This is a genomic window from Chitinophaga sp. SVR4-12A (genome assembly GCF_056754765.1).
This window is the reverse complement of the sequence record NZ_JBPGWP010000001.1, coordinates 2052781-2074009: the sequence shown is the minus strand read 5'-3', so window position 1 is coordinate 2074009 and position 21229 is coordinate 2052781. Positions and strand designations below refer to the sequence as shown.

Genomic DNA, 21229 nt, shown 5'->3' with positions numbered 1-21229 from the left:
CGAAACCCACATTTATAAAAGCAATTTCATGTGCAAGAAACATTTTGGCACAGGGGCATGGCTCTTGTGTATAACGCTCTTCGTGCTGCCCGCAACGGCCCAAAAGAAAGATGCCGTTAAAAAAACAGATACTACCGGCAGGAAGGTAGACACCTCCGCACTGGTAAAAGCGCTGCTTGCGCCTAAGCCGGATGCGCCGAAACCCTATAAGGAGGTCATTCCAGCCAGCGCTGTCACCGGCAGGAGTTTTTTTAAGGTGCATAAGGTGGATGAGAAGTACTTCCTCGAAATACCGGATTCTTTGCTGGAGCGGGATATACTGGTGGTAGGCCGTATCTCCAAATCGCCGGCAGATTTTCGTTTCCCCGGTGGCATGTTCAGTTTTCCCGGTGACCAGATCGGCGAGTCGGTGATCCGCTTTCAGAAAGTACCCGGTAACAGGTTGTTCCTGAAAAAGGTGACGTTCAGAGAACGTTCGGCAGACAGCTCGGCAAACGGCCTCTATCGTTCTGTTGCTAACAGCAATATGCAACCTGTACAGGCAGCCTTTCCCATCAAGGCTTTGAACGACAGCGCTGCCAGCAGCGTGATAGAAGTAACGGATTATATTAACGGCGATAATTCCCTGCTGTTCTTTGATCCGGCCATCAAGAACTTCACCACATTATCGCTGCAGGCAATAGACCGCTCTTATATTGAAAGTGTGAAAGCTTTCCCTATGAACATTGAGGTGAAGGCAGTGAAGACCTATAGCAGCCGTCCTGCGCCTGATGGTTCCATGAAGATCTTCACCTTTGAGCTCAACAGCTCAATCGTGCTGCTGCCCAAAACACCTATGCGTGCACGTTATTTTGATCCACGGGTAGGTTTCTTTGCGGATGAGTTTACAGACTTCGACGCCAACCCGCAGGGAGTGAAAACCAAGAGCAATATCTGGCGCTGGAGAATGGAGCCCAAACCGGAAGATATAGACAGCTATAAACGCGGTGAACTGGTGGAACCTGCTCATCCCATCGTGATCTATATTGACCCGCAAACGCCCAGGAAATGGGTGCCGTACCTGATCCAGGGTATCAACGACTGGCAGCAGGCTTTTGAAAAGGCCGGGTTTAAAAATGCCATCACTGGCAAAGAAGCGCCCGTGAATGACAGCAGCTGGAGCCTGGAAGATGCGCGTCACTCTGTACTGGTGTATAAACCATCCAGCATTGCCAATGCATCTGGTCCCAGTATTAAAGACCCGCGTAGCGGGGAGATCCTGGAAACCCATATCAACTGGTACCATAACGTAATGGATGTATTACGCAAATGGTACTTCATCCAGGCGGGCGCCATTGATCCCAGGGCCCACAAACTACAGCTGGATGATGAGCTGATGGGGCAGCTGATCCGTTTCGTTTCTTCCCACGAAGTAGGCCATACACTGGGCCTGCGGCATAACTTCGGATCTTCTGCAACTGTACCGGTAGATAGTTTACGTAACAAACAATGGGTGGAAGCGCATGGCCACACGCCTTCCATCATGGACTATGCCCGTTTCAATTACGTAGCCCAGCCCGAAGATCATATCGGCGAGAGGGGCATCTTTCCCCGCATCGGCGCTTATGATGAATGGGCCATTGAATGGGGATACCGCTATATTCCCGATGCGCACAGCGCTGAAGAAGAGGAAGATACACTGAACCATTGGGTGATTAATAAACTGGCGGCCGGTAAGCAATATACCTTTGGTATTGAAAGGATCCCCTGGGAGCCCAGGACCTGGCTGGACCCGCGTAACCAGAATGAAGACCTGGGGGATGATGCCATGAAAGCGGGCGGCTACGGTATCAAAAACCTGAAACGTATTGAGGCCAACCTGCTGCAATGGACGCGCGAGCCCGGGCAGAATTATGATAAGGCAGGAGAGATGTATAAGGAGCTGCTGGCGCAGTACCAGCGTTATATGGGACATGTGGCGTCCAATATCGGTGGTGTGCTTTCTACACCTAAAACAGTGGAGCAGTCAGGCCCGGTGTATGAAATTACGCTGAAAGCAAAGCAGCGCAGCGCCATGGCTTTTTTACAGGAACAGCTGTTCACCACGCCGCAGTGGTTAAATGATACGGCGCTGTTTGCCGTAACAGATGCGGGCTTCAGTATGGTGGCGGCTGTGCAGCAACAGATCCTGTTTGCTTTACTGGACGGTAGGCTGATCAACCGCATGCTCTTGCAGCAGGAGTATGCAGCGGATAAAGTATATACTGCTGCTGAGATGTTGCAGGACCTGGAAGCAGGCATTTTTTCTGAACTGGCTACACATCAACCCATCAGCATATACAGACGGAATCTTCAAAAGGCTTATGTAGAAAAACTGATCACTTTACTGCCTCCCATGGCAGAGAAAAGTGGGCTGAGTGCCGGGAACGATGGTATTTCTATAGTAAAGGCACATGCAAAAAAGCTGGCGGCCGGAATGCAAAAGGCCTCTTTGCTGGTAGCAGAGCGCATGTCCCGTGAACACCTCCAGGATCTATACGAAAGGTTGAATACGGCGTTACATCCCGTAAAGGTAAATTAGACTGGTTGACACACAAGGAAGTAGCTGCCGCCGTAATGGTGGCAGCTACTTTGTTTTTAGAACCCGTAACGGATACCCAGCTGTAACTGCCAGGGGTTACCGGAAGGCGTGATCACACCTGTGTTAGCGTTCACCGCATATACATAGCTTAAAGTATTCGGGTTGAAATCCCTTAAGTTGTAGATATTCTGTTTACCCAGTGTTTTTGTAGCTCCCCATGTCTTATTCAGCAGGTTGGCTACGTTAAAGATATCAGCAGAGATCTCGATGAACTGTTTCTTTTTGGCGAAGAACACTTTCTTGGTCGCTCTCAGGTCCCATACACCGTAAAAGCCGTTCACTCCGCCATTACGCTCTGCAATCTTGCCTTTGTTTTTTGTGATATAGTCTTTCAGACGTTGATCGGCAAGCGGATTATCCAGTATAGCGTTTATACCGTCACGAACGTTTTTAGCAACGCTGGCGTCATTAGGATCAAAAACGTATGCCAGGTCGTTAGAGTTAACGAAGTCGCCATTCACGTTGCCATTCACAGCCAGTGAGTACCGGGTGCCACCAATACCGGAGTAACGTACGCCTACGCTGAAACCGTAGAAGGTAGGCAGGGTGCCATAAAACACGATCTTATGACGGAATTGGTTGTCAGAATAGCTCATCTTGCTGAGATTTCGCGGATCTTCCGGTGTCATCAGCGAAAGGGTGGCGGTATTGGCAACGTCTCCGTTATAGGAGGTATTGTCTTTGGTATCATTCCAGGTGTAGCTGAAAGAGAACTCCCCATCTTTAAAATAACGCCAGGTGCCATCTATTACAAAGGCGAACTGGTTCACTTTGCCGTCGCTGGTCAGTTCAAGCACACGGCCTATGCGGTTGGATTTACGGCCTGCCATCCAGTTGGCGACGCCATTGGTGGTGTCGATCGCCGCTGGCGTGCCCGGAACATATACGCCGCGGTTACCCTCGTTGGCCAGACGGAAATAAGGTTGGTCTACCATGTTGCGGTCAACATACATATAGTTGTTCCGTGCGATGGTAGCAAAGAAGGTAACACCCATTTTAAGGCGATCGGTGATCAGGCGGTTGTAGGAGACATTTGCTTTGTATACCACGGGTATTCTTGCATCTTTTCCATTCATGTTAATAGTGGCCAGGCGCGGAACACCTTTGTCAAATAGGTCTCTCCCAGGTGCGCTGGACGGATTTTTACGGTAGTCGATGAAGTTGGGTGTGGGTACGAGCGCACCCTGTACATCTACTGAAAGTACTTTGGTACCATCAAACACCATGTTGTTGATCATAGCATAGTTGTTGATGTCTGAGCCGAAGATAGCGGCGCCAAAGCGCAGGTAATCCCTGTGCCTTTCATTGATATCCCAGTTGAACTGGATACGCGGTTGTACCTGGAACGTGCGTAAGGAACGGTCAGTTTTAAGGTCCAGGTCTTCCTGTACGAGCTGGTTCGCATTCGGTTTGTTCAGGTAAGTGGTGTAGTCAGCGCGGATGCCGGCGATCATTTCAAAACCTCTGAACAACTGTGTTTGCATCTGTGCGTATAAAGCGCTGCTCACGATATTCTGTTTTACGCTGGGATCATCCTGCATAGCCACTTCACGGGCGTAGCGGTAAGGCTTCAGGCTGTCGAATTTATTCATCCCGGTGAAATAGAAGCGGCCGTTCATTTCACTGCCGTAGAGGGAATTCATGTGGCTGTACATCAGGTCCACACCGAATGTATAGTTTGCCTTATTGGTATTATAGTATACATTATTTACTAACTGAAACACATGGTTGTAGAAGTGTTCCGGAGAATAGCGCTGACCGCCCAACTGTATAGTGGTGAAAGCATTTTTCCCGTCTATGGTGGACTGTACCTGTTCAACAATAGCACGCGGTATATTGTGGCCGGGCAGCTGATCGCCTGGTGTGCTTTCTTCAAAAGTATAGAGGTGCTGTACTTTCAGTTCGTTGGTGAGCCGGGGGCTTACTGTCGTACGCAGGGTAGCCAGTAAGCTGTTGTTCCAGGCATGTGCATCTGCATACACTTCGTATAGGTTGATGGCGCTGTTGTCATCACGTCCCAGGGGAGCACGGTCGTTCACATAGTTGTCGCGGATGGTCAGCAGGTTCTTTTCATTCAGCTGCCAATCTACACGGGCAAAAGCGGCATCCGTATTCCTCTTCTTGTTGAATGAGCCGAATTGCGGAGAATTCGCTACGCCATATTTGCTGCGTGCAATGCCCAGGAACTGGTCCAGCGTGGCTTGGGTGACGTTTAGTCTTTTCTCATCTGCAGGCGACTGTATATCCGCCAACAGTAAGGGCCTGGCATCGGCCTGGTGATCCCACGCCACAAAGAAATGCGCTTTATCCTTGATGATAGGTCCGCCCAGCGAAAAGCCGTATTGATAGGTAGAGAAATCATTCTGGCGTTTGTTGCCCCTGATATCATTCGGGCTGGATAATTCATCGGCCCTGGCAAACATAAAGGCACTACCGGAGAAGGTGTTGGTACCTGATTTGGTCACCGTGCTGATGGTACCACCGCCGCTACGGCCGTAGGTAACATCATACTGGTTGGTCACCACTTTGAATTCGCGTATAGCTTCCATGGAGATGGCATACGGCCCCCCGATACGGGTATTGGTGCCCGCGCTGGATGTAGGGTTCTTCGCAGAAGTACCGTCGATAGTAATGTTGGTGGAAGAGCCCAGCTGTCCGGAAAGACTGTTGCCGCTGCTCAGCGGAGAAAGGTCGATCAGCGAAGTAAAGTTACGTCCGTTCACCGGCAGTTTGGCGATGTCGCGGGCGGTAACCGTAGTAGCTGCACCGAAATTATCCGCCTTGTTGCGGAGAGAGGAAGCAGATACCGTTACCTCATTCATGCTGACGGAGGCAGACTTCAGGGCAACATTTACCCGCAGTACATCGCCCTGGTTCAGCGCATAACCGGTCTGTTTCTGTTCGGCATAACCAATGAAGGAAGTGGTAACGGTGTAAGGCCCTCCCAGGGGAAGCTCCCTGAACGTATACTCACCTTTTGCATTGGTAACAGTGCGGCTGGTAAAGCCGGTAGATTCGTTACGCACCAGTACGGATGCCCCTGGAATCAGCTGTTTGGATTCGTCCGTTACCACTCCGAAGATAGATGCCTGGGTGGTTTGTGCGTGCAGCGGAATACCGATAAAGCTGCATAAAATGCTACAGAATAATAGGTTGATAACATGTTTCATAGCGCGAATTTAATATCGTCTCTACGCGGTTACTATAGCCGCGGAATCGTTAACATAAAGTTCATCTAAGGGAAACAACGGACGGTGTAAAAAGAAGAGTATGCTACATTAGTACCAGCTCAAAGATAATAGTAATTTTTATTTAGAAGATCCTGATATATTTTTTGCAGTACAATAGTACCAGCTGCGCTCAGCAACGACTAGGGAAAGACTGGAACTCAGAATAATCATTATCTATTAACCGAAAACCTGAATCTTACCTATGAAAACCTTTACCCATCGTCGGGGAAGCACCATCATCCGGCGGCTTTCAAGCAATTTATTTGCAGTTTTACTGTTTTTAGTAGTTAGTCATCCCGGAAGGGCCCAGCAGTTTTCCGACGTAATGAGCGCTGCTGAGTGGGATGTGTTCTTTCCACACCGCTATAACCCCGACGACCGTACGGGAACCGGTACATTGCCCGGCACGCCTGCAAAGGATTTTTATTCTTACGCCAACTTTGCGGAAGCAGTACGCCGTATGGGAAATATTAAGATCATCTCCGAACGCCGCTGTGGCACCAATGCCTACCGGCTTACACGGGTAGACAAATCCACCGGCGCATCCGTAGTGATCCGCACAGATGCTGATTTTAATACTTCCGGCGCCATGATCATCAATGAAACCATTGATTATGCCAGCTTCGCGGGAGAAGGCGACCTGGCTGCCCGTAAGCGGGAGCTGATGGCTTTCCTGGCCAATATTTCACAGGAAACTACCGGCGGCTGGCCTACTGCACCCGGCGGACAGTATGCCTGGGGTTTATACTTCCGCGAGGAAGTAGGCTATGAAGGCACTACCAATATTGGTTACCGTGATGAGACCAATGCCCTGTATCCGCCTGCACCTGGTAAATCTTACCATGGCCGCGGACCTATACAGCTGAGCTATAATTACAACTACGGCCAGGCCAGCGAATTTATCTTCGGTGATAAGAATGTGCTGCTGTCCAATCCTGAAAAGGTAATCCAGGAAGGAGTGATCGCCTTTCAGACAGCTATATGGTTCTGGATGGCGCAGCAATATCCCAAGCCCTCCTGCCATGAGGTAATGATCCCCGGTAAATGGACGCCTACAGCTGAACAAACGGCCATCGGCCTGAAACCCGGGTTTGGCGCTACGGTCAATATCATTAATGGGGGCATAGAATGCGGCGGTGCTACAGAGAACACTAAAGTATTGAGCCGTATAGGTCACTATCAGCGCTATACCGCCCTGAAACAGGTAAGCCTTGAGCTGAACGGTGGTAATAATCCCCTTAACTGCGGTTGCGCCAATATGGGGCGTTTTGCGATTGATAATGCGGAGTGCAGCAAGATCACTTCCATCGCCTTTACTTCGCCTGCAAACGGCATCTTAAGCGTCACTGCTTTATCTCCTGTAACGCTGAGCGTTGCTAAGAATGACCCCCGCAATGAGATCACACAGGTATTTATCAATATAGAAGGGCTACGTTTAGGGGGTACTTCCGTGCAATGGACGCCAACTGCCTATAAGTCATACACCGCTACCGCAGTGGGTATACGTCCCGGCAAAGATTCCGTGGTGAGCACTGTTACATTCGCCGTATGGAATAGCCAGACATTGGAAGGCTGTGCTTACCTGCCCACATGGGATGCTAGTAAAACCTATACCAGTGCGGGTAATATTGTTCGTTACAACAATGTTATCTACCGGAACCAATGGTGGGCCGGTGCGGCAGATGTACCCGGCACTAACACTACCTGGGCGGTGGTAGGCGCCTGCAATGGCAACGGCGGTGATGGCGGCGGTAATGGCCAGTCATGCGGCAGCGTTCCGGGCTGGACACAGGGCGGCATATACACTGCAGGTGCACAGGTATCGTACAATGGCAAGATCTATAAAGCAAAATGGTGGACACAAGGCAACCGTCCCGACCAGTATTCAGGCGACGGCCAACCCTGGCAGTTTGTGAGCAACTGTACTGCCAGCGCTCCTGTATTAGTGACCAATGCTACTGTGACCTATGATGAAGCAAGGAAAGCGTCGCTCACCGTTTATCCCAATCCTGTAACAGGTAATACCTTACAGGTGACTGTAAACGTGGGCGCTGGTCAAAGACTGCGGATAGCTTTGCTGGATGCCGTTAGCGGGCAACCCATACTGCATCAGCTGTACACGCCCTCCGGTAAAAATGCACAGCAGCTGCAGCTGGATATGAGCCGCGTACCGGCTGGTACGTGGATCTTGCAGGTGAATAATGAAAGGGGAGTGCTCGTAGGAACGGCTAAGATTGTACGTTTACCATAAACGATGCCTGTTTAAATAAAACGCCCCCGGATGATCTCCCGGGGGCGTTCTGCATAGATATCCTGCGTTATTTTTAGCATTTTCTCCTTTTTTGAGTAAATTGTACCTGCTTACCACGTCGCGTTATGAAATTGAGACTGTTACCGGGAGAATCAATGCGTTCCGTAAGAGAAACTGTTCAGCGGATGAAATACTATGCCTTTTTAGTGTTGTTGCTCTTTTCTTTTCATCACTCCGTTCATGCACAATCCTATGGATTAAGTTTCTATAGCCATGAAGTAGTACCGGAAAAAAGAACTTCCCTTAACCTTACTGCTGCTACGCCCCTGTGCCTGGACCAGGAAACGGAGATCTCATTCGACCTTAACTTCATCCCTTACCACGATATCTATTTCGGTTATATATTCCGCCTGCTCTTTACCAATGGCCAGAACATTGATCTTGTATACAACCAGAAGACCGGCAAATTTGATTTCCTGATAGGAGAGGGCTTCTCGCAGACATTCACGATAGATACGGCACACTTGTACCGCCAATGGAACAGGTGTACAGTGAGGATCGATACCCGCCGCAATGAAGCGGCCTTTTACCTGGACGGTAAACTGATCGGCAGGGGCTTGGGCAACTTTGGCGAAAAGCCCTGCTGCCGTGTATTCTTTGGCGCCAATAATTTCGAAGGTTTTCAGATGCTGGATATTCCCCCGATGAATATCAAGGACATTGTGGTAAAGCAGAACGGCAGAATAAAATATTCATGGCCACTGTCAGAAAGCAGTGGTGATCTGTGTAAAGATGTGGCAGGCGGAAAAACAGCGGAAGTAAAGAACCCCGGCTGGATCAGGCCCCGGCACCAGAACTGGCAGCTGGCGAAAGCCCTGAAGCTGAACGGGTTTCCGAGCGTGGCTTTCGATAAGCAACATGAGATCCTCTACATCGTTGCAGCAGATTCCCTGTACAAAGTGGCTTTGAAAACAATGCAATCAACAGGTATTGCGCTTACTGAAAAGCATGATACGCTGCTGCCTGGCAACCAGTCCGTATACGACCCTTTCCGTGACAAGCTCTATAACATCTATATTGATCAAAAGAAAGTAAGTGTATACGACACGCTTGCACGCAAATGGGACGCCGGTTTTACGCCTGCGCTGCTCACGGTGTACTGGCATGCCAATAAATTCATTTCCTCTTTTGATACCTCGTTATATGTGCTGGCCGGATATGGACAGCTGGAGTACAAGAACAGGGTGCAGCGCTATTCTTTTTCCACGGGTCAATGGGACACGCTGTTATCTACCAGCGGCGACCGCTTTATGCCCCGTTACCTGGCGGCATTAGGCGCCAATAAAGCAGGCGATACAGCTTACATTATTGGCGGATATGGCAGCAGCACCGGCAGCCAGGTGGTGAATCCCAAGTACTATTACGACCTGCTAAGCTTCAGCGTAAAGGACCGCTCTTTTAAAGTACGTTATCGTTTGCAGGAGCCTGCACGGCAGTTCTGCTTTGCCAATAGCCTGGTGATCGATGACGAAAAGCAGGAATACTATGCACTGGTATACCCGAATGATAAATTCAATTCATCACTGCAGCTGATCAAAGGCTCACTGCTGTCGCCCCAATACCAGCTGCTGGGCAATGCAATGCCATATACCTATCATGATGTGCAGTCCTTTGCAGACCTGTACTACTGCCCGGATAGTAAAAAGCTTGTTGGCGTTACTATTTATACCTCGAAAGAGAATGTAGCGGATGTCAGGGTGTACACCATTGCTTTCCCACCTAACCCGGTCACGGTGGAAGCGCCTGCAGTAGCCGGACCGCATTGGGCATATATAGGCCTGCTGCTGGCATTGATCGCGTTGGGCCTCGTGTTAATCTGGCGCAGAAGAGGAAAAAGTATTGCTAAGACAGCAGCGCCCGCGCAGCCTGTGCCCGTGGTGATACCCGCAACAACGGATATTGAGCCCGCCGATTTTCCTGCAGTGCCGGCGCCGGAAGAAGAAGATAAAAGAGCAAGGATCTATTTATTCGGACAGTTTGAAGTGTATGATAAAGATGGGAATGATATTACCAAATCATTCACCCCGCTGCTCAAAGAACTGTTCCTCATCATTGTCATTTATACGCTGCGCTACGGCAAGGGCATAGCCGCAGAGAAGCTATATGCTACCCTCTGGCGCGATAAATCCAGCAAGGAAGCGCAGAACAACCGATCTGTGAATATGGTGAAGCTCAAAGCCATCCTGGATAAACTGGGCACTGCCGGCTTTACAAAAGATGCTGACCGGTGGAGTTTGCATTATTCAAAAGAGGAGATCCATATTGACCTGGACGACTTCCTGCAATTGTGCAGGCCGGGCGCAACGCTGAATAAAAAAGAAGTGCAGGCGCTATTAAGGCTGGTGCAGCGCGGTGCATTGCTGGCAGATACGGCGTATCCCTGGCTGGATGATATCCAGTCCGAAGTTTCGGCTACTGCTTTGTCGGTGTTGTCGGCTGCCACGACGCAGTTCTCCGAAGACCCGGAATTCCTGATCGCGATCGCTAACGGTATCTTCGTTTTTGACCCTGTAAATGAAGAGGCCTTAAGGGTAAAATGCAGGAGCCTGGGCATCCTGGGCAGGCATTCTATGGCGAAAGCGCTGTTCAACAAGTTTGCAAAAGAGTATTACCATATGTATGGGGAGGAGTTCCAGGGAAATTTCAATGAAGTGTTTAACTGACTGTCTTATTCCGCTCTGAGGCTTTTCACCGGGTTGGCCAGTGCCGCTTTGATGGCCTGGTAACTCACTGTAGCAATAGCTATCAGCACAGAAAGCAGTCCTGTAACAACAAATATCCACCAATTGATGCTGACGCGATAGGTGTAATGCTGCAGCCAGGTATGCATACACCACCATGCCACCGGCGATGCGATCATAAAGGAGATGATCACCAGCTTCAGGAAATCTACGGATAAAAGCGCAGTAATGCCTGTTACAGATGCGCCTAGTACTTTTCTTACGCCGATCTCCTTGATCCTGTTTTCCGCCATATAGGTTGCTAATGCAAATAAACCAAGACAGGAAATGAAAATAGTTAACCCGGCAAAAAGGCTGGCCAGTACAGCCGTGCGGCGTTCGTAGTCGAATTTCTGGGCGTAGGCTTCGTCTGCGAAGTAATACACAAAGGGATAATCAGGATTATATTTTTTAAAGATAGCCTCCATCTTTTTCAGGTTATCAGCAGCGGAACGTTGGCCATTCAGCTTAAACGTGATTGTACCAAACCAGCCATGTCGGCCAGGCCCCTGGATCACCATCGGCTCAATAGGCCGATAGGGTGATCCCAGGATGAAATCTTTCACCACTCCTACCACATGCCAGTCTCCTTCACCACTTTTTACCAATTGTCCGACCGGGTCTTTAAAGCCCATTAGTTTTACGGCAGATTCATTCAGCAATATGCCACTGGAATCGGTAGCGTACGTTTTCAGATCAAGATCCCGTCCTGCCAATATTGTCAATCCCATTGTTCCTGCAAAATAGCTGTCTGCATGCACTTTTACACATCCGTGCTTGTCGTCTGCCGCTTTGCCTGCCCAGGTGTAGTCGTCATCATTCCATATGGAGGTGATGGGTGAGCTGGTGCGGGTAACAGCCGTTACTGCGCCACTGCTGATAAGCTCCTCAAGGATCGTACGGTAATGCTTCAGTATATCTCCCTTTGCAAAAACAAAGGCCAGCTGATCTTTATCATAACCTGCATCACGGTCCTGTGCATACCTGATCTGCCGGTATATTACAATGGTAGAAATGATCAGGATAATGGCAAAACTGAACTGCAACACTACCAGCACTTTTCTTGGTGCTACCAGCGTGCGGGCTGCTTTGAAAGAGCCTTTCAATACGCTGATCGGCCTGTGCGCCGAAAGGTAGAACGCAGGATAGCTGCCTGCAATGATGCCGGTGAACAGGATAAAGCCGGCGGCGCACAACCAGAAATATGGGCTGGCATAAGGAACCTGCAGCGACTTCCAGGTGATCTCACCAAAGCGTCCTATACTGATCTGAACAATCGCCAGCGCTACTACGCCAGCCAGGAAAGCGATCAGTATGGATTCGCCGATAAATTGTCCTATCAGCAGGCCCTTTCCTGCACCGGCTACTTTGCGGATGCCTACCTCCCTGGCCCGTTTCTCACTGCGGGCCGTGCTCAGGTTCATGTAATTGATACAGGCTATCAGCAGGATAAACGCGGCGATTATGCCGAACAGGCGTACGGTCTCAATGTATCCGCCGGCTACTTTTCCATTCTCGAACCGGGAATAAAGCCGCCACTTCGGTAGCGGGTGTACGAATATTTCAGTTTTTGCATTGCTGGCGTGCAGGCGGATAACATCACGGAAACGCTGATTGGCGGTTCCTTCAGTAACGCCGGGTTTCAGCAGCACATAGGTTTCTATTCCATTTTCGTCCCAGCTGTCACGATCCCAGCGCACCGTTTTCATGTAGCTCCAGGGAATCAGGTATTCAAAATCGAAACGCGTGTTATTGGGCAGGTCTTTCATCACGGCTGTTACCGTAAAGAGCGCGCTGCTATCTACCCGGATCACTTTCCCCACGGCATCTGCAGTACCAAACAGTTTTTCGGCCATCTTCTCCGTCAGCACAATAGAATGCGGGTCATTCAGCGCAGTTCCTGCCTTACCCTTGAGCAGGGGAAAGTCGAATACCTGTAAAAACGCAGGGTCTGTGATATAACCCCTCGTTTCCAGGTGCTTGTCGCCCACATGAAAAACAAAAGAGCCCACCCAGTTTACACGCACGCTTGCTTCTACCTGCGGGTAATCCGATTTTAGCGCAGGTCCTAATACCTGGGGCGTACTTGCCCAGCATTCCACTTTTCCGTCGTATACAGCCCGGTTATAAACCTGGTAGATGCGGTCTTTCTTTTTGTGGAAGAGATCATAGCTCAGCTCATGCTGGATCCATAAAAGGATTAGCACAGCGCTCGCCATACCAATGGCCAGCCCGGTAATATTGATCAGCGAAAAGCTTTTATTTCTAAAGAGGTTTCTCCAGCTAACTTTGAAATAATTTTTAAACATGCGTGGCAGTTTAAAAAAGGATGATGCTTATGGGGCTTGTACACAAAGCGAATGCCTGAAAAGAAAAGGGCTGAAGGTCAATTGCTTAGTGTACGGTTCTGCTTGTAACTGTCCGGTTTTGAGACATTTGGGCGTCCAATTGCGTACGCTCCAAAGACGGCGCTTACTTTTTATCCTGGCTTTCTGGTGTGTAAACGCTTACCGCAGGCGCGCTGCCCCAGGCAGCAATATCATCTGCCGTAAGCAGGTTAAACCTGGGATTGGTGCCGCCCAGTTCTCCGCAGGCTTTGCTGTAAACCACCCTCGCGATCCGGTGATGCCTGATAACATAGGAGCAAAGCAGGCAGGGCTCCACATTGGTATATAAAGTGGCCCCTGCAACGGAGCCATTCTTTTTTACAGCGTCTATCACCGCCAGCGCTTCCGCATGCCGGGTAATGTCTTTAAGCTGTCTGCTTTTCTCATAAGCCTCCCCGATGATCTGTCCGTCTTTTACGATAACACAACCAACGGGGCTTTCTCCTGCTGCTGCGGCTAATGCTGCCAGTTCAAGGCAGCGGTCCATATATTGCTGGTCGTGCATGTTTCAAAACTACATTTTTTCTTCATTTGCAGCTGTTTACCGGGCAAATTAGTGCCTTATTAGTGCCCCTGTTAAGCCTCCCCATCTATATTGTGCCCTATGAACCGTAAACCCAGGGTACTGTTATTCAAGCTTATCAGCGCAGGCCTCGCCGTAATGGTTTTGCTGCTGCTCGAACTGTTGCTTCGCCTGTTCCATTATGGGCAGGACCATCGCCTTTTTATTACCTACCCTGCGGACAAGCATTACCTGGTACTGAACCCTAACGCCTCCCGGAAGTATTTTCTCAACCAGCAGATCGCTACCACCGGTAACAGCGAAATATTCCGGAAAGAGAAAGGCGCTAATACCTGCCGCATTTTCGTACTGGGAGAGTCTACCACCATCGGCTATCCCTATTTTCATAACGGCTCTTTTCACCGCTGGCTGCAATACCGCCTGATGCATAACTTCCCCGATAAGGAATTTGAGGTCATTAATTTATCGCTAACGGCCGTTAATTCTTTTACTGTACTGGGTTTTGCCAAAGAATTGGCCCGCTACCAGCCGGATGCCGTGCTTATATACAGTGGCCATAATGAATTTTACGGCAGCCTGGGGGTAGGCAGCACGGAGCGGATCAACGGTAATCCCAACCTCGTGAATATGGTGATCGCCCTGCGGGAGCTCAGGCTGGTGCAATTGCTTACTGCTGCTTACGAAAAGGTGACCGGCCTTGCCAAAAATCCTTCAGCAGCGGGTGGTAAAGCCCGTATGGAACGGATGGTGGCCAGCCAGCAGATTCCCTTTGGCTCAAAATTATACAACAGGGGCGTGGAGCAGTTCAGGGCCAATATGGAAGCCACCCTGCGATTCTTTGACAAAAAGGGGATTCCGGTCTTTATCAGTAACCTGGTGTCTAATGATAAAGACCTTCCGCCTTTTATCAGTATACAGCCGGATAGCGCCCGTTATCCTGGTTTTCAGCAGGCGTATAGCCGGGCCCTGGCAGCGTTGAACAGTGGTGATACCAGCGCAGCCTTGAAGGCCTTTAATGCTGCCGACAGATCTTTCAACGGCCATGCCGCCTGTAATTATTACATGGGCCGCCTGCTGCTGGCACAGGGAGATACGATGCAGGCGCGTAATCGCTTTGCAGCAGCAAAAGACCTGGATGCACTGCGTTTTCGCGCTCCCTCAGAGCTCAATGCCCTGATCCCGCAGTTATGCCGTAAATACAAACAGGCCCACCTGGTAGATGCAAAAGCCGCTTTTGAATGCCATGCTGTGCAGCATATTATCGGTAATGAGCTGCTGCTGGAACATGTGCATCCCAACCTGGAAGGATATGCAGTCCTTTCAGATGCCTTTTACAGGTCCATGTTGCAGGCCGGCGTTTTGCCCGCGTTGAAGGAACAGGAAATGAGCCTGGCGCAGCTGGAGCATGTGATGCCCGTCACAGCGGTAGACTCCCTGGCAGGAGCCTATAAAATATACAACCTGAAAAGAAGCTGGCCATTTAACATCACTTCAACACCCGATACTTTGAAGATCAACTCCCTGGAAGAAAGACTGGCTTATGGACTTGCCTTTGAACATAGCGCCTGGCCGCAGGTAATGGATACACTCTATAATTATTACCTGAGCCGGGAAGAATGGTCCAAAGCCTGCCGCGTAACAGAAGGCCTGTTGCTGGAGGATCCGCTGTCCGCTCCACTCTGTGAACGAACGGCTAACCTGTATGGAAAGATGAATAACCTGGAGGAGGCCGCCTTTTATTTCCGGAAAGCATTTGCCTTGTCGCCAACCTTTGAAACCGCCCGTACGCTCTTTGTGCTGTATTTAAAGATGGATCGCCCCCTGGCCGCAATGCCTTACCTGGATTATGCTATGCAGCACAATCCGGGCATGAACCTGGCGCCGGTACGGCAGCTCACGGCAGAGATCATCCAGTTGCAAAACAATGCAGGAAGAACAGGCCTGGGGCCGGCTATCCTGAACCCGGTGGTAGACCGCTACATCAAAATGGGAAACAGCGACGGCGCTGCCAGCTACCTGGAAAAAGTGCTGCGATCCGACCCGGAGAATAAGAATGCTTTATTGCTGCTCACCCGTTTAAAAAAAGTATGAATATGCTGAGGAAGCTCTACACGGCCTGGCTGGCTTTTGCACAAATATTAGGCATGATCAACATCCGCATCCTGCTGGGAATCTTGTTCGTATTGCTCGTTGTTCCCGTGGGCGTATGGAGAAGGTGGAGAGGGATCGATCACCTGCGGCTTCGCCAGTTTAAAAAAGGCCGCGGATCAGTCATGGAGAACAGGGAGCATGAATACACCCGTGAAGACCTGCTTCATACCTTTTAACTAACAACTAATCACTAACGACCGCATTATGGATTTTCTATCTGAGCTGTTTCTCTTTCTTAAGACCCGGAAAAAATTCTGGTTACTGCCACTGGTGCTGATGCTGCTGTTGTTGACGGTCCTCGTGATCCTCACCAGCGTACCGGCCCTGGCGCCGTTTATTTACACTTTATTCTGAACAGCAATTGGCGGAGTATATATTAGGTATATCGGCATTTTATCATGATAGTGCGGCTGCATTGATCGCCGACGGACAGGTAGTGGCCGCTGCACAGGAAGAGCGCTTTAGCCGTAAGAAGCACGACGCATCTTTTCCTGTGCAGGCGATTGCTTATGTACTACAGGAAGCCGGTATTACTTATAATGATCTGAGCGCGATTGCATTCTATGATAAACCCCTGCTGAAGTTTGAGCGCCTGCTGGAAACATTCCATGCATTTGCTCCTGCAGGGCTCACTGGTTTTCTGATGGCCATGCCCGTATGGCTCCGTGAAAAGCTGTTCATAAAAAAACACCTGCGTAACCTGGGCAGGCAAAAAGGTTCCCGTCATCAATGGCCGATTTATTTTCCTGAGCATCATCTGTCGCACGCCGCCAGCGCCTTCTATCCCTCCCCATTCAGGGAAGCGGCCATCCTTACCATAGATGGGGTGGGAGAGTGGGCTACTACCACTATCTGTCATGGCCATGGCAGGCATATTAAAATATTAAAGGAACTGCGTTTTCCGCATTCCGTTGGCCTTTTGTATTCTGCCTTCACTTATTACCTGGGCTTTAAAGTGAACAGTGGAGAATATAAGCTGATGGGATTAGCGCCTTATGGGCGGAAAGGTGCGCGGCAAACGGTGGTCTTCCGGCAGCAGATCCTGTCTGAGTTAGTAGATCTGCGGGAAGATGGTTCTATTCTGCTCAATATGCGCTATTTCAATTTCGCCACCGGCAAAACCATGACCAACGATCATCTCTGGGAACGGCTTTTCGGCTTGCAGCGCCGTATGCCCGAAGCCGCTATTACACCTGCGCATATGAACCTGGCCCTGGCTATCCAGGAAGTGACGGAAATGATCGTGTTGGCCCTGGCGCGTACTGCACAGCAGATTACACAAAGCAAACACCTGGTCATTGCAGGCGGAGTAGGCTTGAACTGCGTGGCGAACAGCCGCCTGGCTTTATCCGGCATTTTTGAGGATATCTGGGTGCAGCCGGCTGCCGGCGATGCAGGAGGAGCTTTAGGTGCAGCACTGGCGGCATACCATATTGGTCATGAACAGGAGCGGAAAGTCGTAAGCGGGCAGGATGCCATGAAAGGGGCTTTTCTCGGCCCGGCTTATAACAGTTCAGATATTGAACAGCTGATCCACCGTTATGGCGCCGTTAGCGAATGTGTTCATGAGGAAGCGCTATTGGCCGCAAAGGTCAGCAGCCTGTTGGCCAGCGGCAAAGTGGTAGGATGGTTTCAGGGACGGATGGAGTTTGGCCCCCGTGCGCTTGGCAACCGGAGCATCCTCGCAGACCCGCGTCATCCGGATATGCAGCTCCGGCTCAATGGCGATATAAAACGACGCGAAGGCTTTCGGCCATTTGCGCCCAGCGTGCTGGAAGAAGATGCGTCTTCTTATTTTGAGCTGGCAGATGCTTCTCCCTATATGTTACGGGTGGCGCCCCTGCGGCCCTTCCTGAGAAAGCCGCTACCGCAGCGTTCCGCAGTACCTGCTATTACTCATGTGGATTATTCGGCCAGGATACAGACCGTGAACCAGTCATTACATCCCAGGTTCTGGCGCCTGATCAATAGCTTTAAAGAACGTACCGGCTACGGTATGCTGGTGAACACTTCTTTCAATGTAAGAGGCGAGCCGGTGGTCTGTACACCGGAAGATGCCTGGCAGGCATTTATGCATACAGCGATGGACTACCTGGTGATGGATAACTATTTATTTGATCGTACGCAGCAAAGCTTCCCGCAAGATATGATGGCAAGGGATTTTGATCCGGATTGAGAAATTAATTTCCCCGTTAGCCCATTATTAATGCCCTTGTTAGTGCTGCCCCGCTTACTTGCAGGAGATTATCAATCACAATCATCAGAAATATCCCGTTATGCAAAAATTACTACTGCTCATTGTCATGGCATTAGGTATCCTGAATGTAAATGCTCAGCAACGGATAGTAAAAGGCACCGTTACTGACGAAAACAACCAACCTTTGCCCGGGGCCACCGTCAGGGTAAGAGAAGGTAACGCATCTGCGGTTACAGATGCAGCAGGTTCCTTCCAGGTCAATGTTGGGGGGCAGTCTGCTCCTGTTTTAATTGTTTCTTACATTGGTTATTCACAACAGGAAGTGCCGGTAAACGGCGAAGTTGTTACTGTACGCCTCCGCCAGGACCAGCGCGCGTTGAACGACGTGGTGGTGGTTGGTTACGGCGTGCAGCGAAAAAGGGATGTAACAGGCGCGACCAGCACTGTCAAATCCGACGAGATCATCAAGCGCCCCCTGGTAAGGGTGGAGCAGGCTTTACAGGGTACTACCTCCGGGGTATCTGTGGCCAGCAGCAGCGGTCAGCCGGGTGCAGGCCTGAGCGTACGTATCAGGGGCACTAACTCTATCACCGGTTCCAATGAGCCTTTGTATGTGATAGATGGTTACATCGGCGGCAGCGTAGAATCTATTAACCCCAGCGACATCGAATCCCTCGAAATACTGAAAGATGCTTCTGCTACCGCTATTTATGGTTCCAGGGGCTCTAACGGCGTTGTGCTGATCACTACCAACAGCGGTAAGGAAGGCAAGACCCGTGTGGATGTTGCTACCTGGTTCAGCAAGGCAAGCGTGCCAAAGCAGCTGGATCTGATGAATGCTTATGACTTTGCCCGGACCGTGAACACACAATTCCGTCTCTCCGGTAATCCACCCGCATTTTCTGATGAACAGCTGCAGGAGCTGCAGTCCAAAGGCGGCACTAACTGGCAGAAAGAGCTGCAGCAAAAGCCATGGATCCAGAACTACCAGGTATCGGTATCCGGCGGCAATGAAGGTGTACGTTATCTCTTTTCATTGAATCACCTGGACCAGCCCGGCCTTATACTCAACCAGTATTATAAAAGAACAACACTGAGGAGTAATGTGGATGTTAAGCTGAACAAGCGGATGGACCTGAAGCTCAATGTTACGGCCCTCATGCCGCAAAGCCGCAATACCAGTTATCCCGGTGATCTGTTAGATCCTTTTGCACAGGCCACTCAATGGGATCCCACCACTGCAGTAAGAGATGCCAATGGCAAGTTTATCCTCTCTGCTCCCTATGGTTCCATCCAGATCAATCCTGTAGCACAGGCCATGAATCAGCAGCTGGATGTCAATACCACCAACCTTACCGGAACAGGCGTGTTCACCTGGCGCATCATCGACGGGCTTACCTTTACTTCCAACAATACATATGAGATCCAGTGGCAGATGACCCAGCAATTGTTTGGTAAAGAAACCAGCCTGGGTATGGCAGGTCGTGATTTTGCATCTAATGGGACAGGCCGCTACCGTTCTTACCAGAACAGTAATTTCCTTACCTACAGCAAACAGTTTGGCGATCACTCCATCACGGTAACCGCCTTGTATGAGCAGCAGAACAGGAGAAATATCAATTCCAATGCTCAGGCGGTGAACCTTTCTTCCTATGCGCTGGGATATTATAATCTAGGTTTAGGTACTACCCAGCTCACCACCTCCGGTTACTGGGCAGATGCCTTGCAATCTTACATGGGAAGGGTGAACTATTCCTACAAAGAGAAATACCTGCTGACAGCCAGTGTTCGTACAGACGGTTCCTCTCACCTCCTTGAAAAATATAGCACCTTCCCTTCGCTGGCCCTGGGCTGGAATATCAGGAAGGAAGGCTTCATGGAAGATAACAGGATCTTCAGTGACCTGAAGCTGCGCGCCAGCTACGGCGTTACGGGCAACCAGGCAGTAGGCGCCTATGCTACCATTCCGCAGATCAGCACAGGACAGCCTTATTATTTTGACGGCAGCAAACCCAGTGTATCCACACCTTTGGGCGCACCGGTATCCAATACTTTGAAATGGGAACGTACTACGCAATATGATGTAGGCTTGGACGCTGCTTTTCTTGACGGCCGTCTTACCTTTACGGCAGATGCCTATCAGAAAAAGATCAAGGATCTCCTGTATTATTACCAGGCGCCTTTCTACATGGGCGGTGGTACCTATGCGCGCAACATCGGCAGCGTAGAGAACAAAGGCCTGGAATTTTCATTGGGTGGTACACCAGTAGCCAACAGTAAATTCAAATGGAACAGCAATGCGGTGCTGTCGTTCAACCGTAATGAAGTGGTGGACCTCGGCGGACTGGATAATGTGATCGTGAACAATATCGGCTCCCCGCAAACGAACGTGTCTATCCTTAAAGTAGGACAGCCCCTGGGTGAGTTTTATGGCTACCAGTTCCTGGGCACCTGGAAAACAAGCGAAGCGGCAGAAGCAGCGCAGTTTGGTATGAAGCCCGGTGATGCCAAATACACCGATGTTGACGGAGATAAGAAGTATACCGCAGCAGACCGGATGACTATCGGTAACGGTACTCCGAAGTTCACCTTCGGCTGGATCAACGACCTGCAATATGGCGACTTCTCTCTTAGCTTTATGTTCCAGGGCGCCAGCGGCCAGAAGATCTATTCACAGACACTGGCCTATATCTGGGGCGGATTGGGTGATGCAAAGAATGCTACCACACAGGAAGCGCTCAATATCTGGACACCGGAAAATGAAACGGATAACCCTTCTTTCAGCTCTACCAGCACCAACTTTATCAACAGCAGCCGCTACGTGTATAATGCCAGTTATATTAAACTGAAGAACCTTTCGCTAACCTTTCGCGTGCCTGCCAGCCTGCTGAACAAGGTAAAGCTGCGTAACCTCGAATTATACGTAAGCGGACAGAATATTTTCACCATCACCAGTTTCCCCGGCTATGATCCGGAGATCACCAATGCTACCAATGCGATTACGCAGGGCCTGGAAATGGGCGTGATCCCCAACCCCAGGACATACACCTTTGGATTAAGGGCCGGTTTCTAATGATCAGATAACAACGC

At 50.1% G+C, this 21229-nt stretch carries 11 protein-coding genes; 8 read left to right on the top strand and 3 right to left on the bottom strand.

Annotated elements, in window-relative coordinates:
• Positions 1-28: 28 nt before the first annotated feature.
• The gene (locus ACR9Y8_RS08325; protein WP_481212786.1) at positions 29-2560 is read left to right on the top strand and encodes a zinc-dependent metalloprotease; all 2532 of its coding nucleotides are present in this window, start codon (positions 29-31) and stop codon (positions 2558-2560) included.
• A 56-nt stretch (positions 2561-2616) separates the two neighbouring features.
• Here the strand turns inward: ACR9Y8_RS08325 and ACR9Y8_RS08320 are convergent, their stop codons facing one another.
• Positions 2617-5790, bottom strand: coding sequence for a TonB-dependent receptor (locus ACR9Y8_RS08320; protein WP_481212785.1), 3174 nt, complete (start codon positions 5788-5790; stop codon positions 2617-2619).
• 262 nt (positions 5791-6052) lie between these two features.
• Here ACR9Y8_RS08320 and ACR9Y8_RS08315 point away from each other — a divergent pair, with 262 nt between their 5' ends.
• Both ACR9Y8_RS08315 and ACR9Y8_RS08310 read left to right on the top strand, forming a co-directional pair.
• A complete protein-coding gene (locus ACR9Y8_RS08315) occupies positions 6053-8101 on the top strand; it encodes a glycoside hydrolase family 19 protein (protein WP_481212784.1) in 2049 nt (682 codons plus the stop codon).
• Between the two features lie 125 nt (positions 8102-8226).
• Positions 8227-10824 (top strand): bacterial transcriptional activator domain-containing protein, encoded by a 2598-nt coding sequence (locus tag ACR9Y8_RS08310; RefSeq protein ID WP_481212783.1) that lies wholly within the window; start codon positions 8227-8229, stop codon positions 10822-10824.
• 5 nt (positions 10825-10829) lie between these two features.
• Here ACR9Y8_RS08310 and ACR9Y8_RS08305 read toward each other — a convergent pair whose 3' ends face one another.
• Positions 10830-13190, bottom strand: coding sequence for an ABC transporter permease (locus ACR9Y8_RS08305; RefSeq protein WP_481212782.1), 2361 nt, complete (start codon positions 13188-13190; stop codon positions 10830-10832).
• A 163-nt stretch (positions 13191-13353) separates the two neighbouring features.
• A complete protein-coding gene (locus ACR9Y8_RS08300) occupies positions 13354-13773 on the bottom strand; it encodes a nucleoside deaminase (RefSeq protein ID WP_481212781.1) in 420 nt (139 codons plus the stop codon).
• A 99-nt stretch (positions 13774-13872) separates the two neighbouring features.
• Between ACR9Y8_RS08300 and ACR9Y8_RS08295 the strand changes: the two genes are divergently transcribed.
• The 5 genes from ACR9Y8_RS08295 (at position 13873) to ACR9Y8_RS08275 (ending at position 21212) form a co-directional block, all read left to right on the top strand.
• Entirely contained in the window at positions 13873-15882 is a 2010-nt protein-coding gene (locus tag ACR9Y8_RS08295) for a hypothetical protein (RefSeq protein ID WP_481212780.1), read from the top strand.
• A gap of 2 nt (positions 15883-15884) precedes the next feature.
• Entirely contained in the window at positions 15885-16118 is a 234-nt protein-coding gene (locus ACR9Y8_RS08290; RefSeq protein WP_481212779.1) for an SxtJ family membrane protein, read from the top strand.
• A gap of 28 nt (positions 16119-16146) precedes the next feature.
• Entirely contained in the window at positions 16147-16296 is a 150-nt protein-coding gene (locus ACR9Y8_RS08285) for a DUF5989 family protein (protein ID WP_481212778.1), read from the top strand.
• A gap of 7 nt (positions 16297-16303) precedes the next feature.
• Positions 16304-18118, top strand: coding sequence for a carbamoyltransferase family protein (locus tag ACR9Y8_RS08280; protein ID WP_481212777.1), 1815 nt, complete (start codon positions 16304-16306; stop codon positions 18116-18118).
• A gap of 100 nt (positions 18119-18218) precedes the next feature.
• Positions 18219-21212, top strand: a complete 2994-nt coding sequence (locus tag ACR9Y8_RS08275) for a SusC/RagA family TonB-linked outer membrane protein (RefSeq protein ID WP_481212776.1) — start codon at positions 18219-18221, stop codon at positions 21210-21212.
• The last annotated feature ends 17 nt before the right edge of the window (positions 21213-21229 follow it).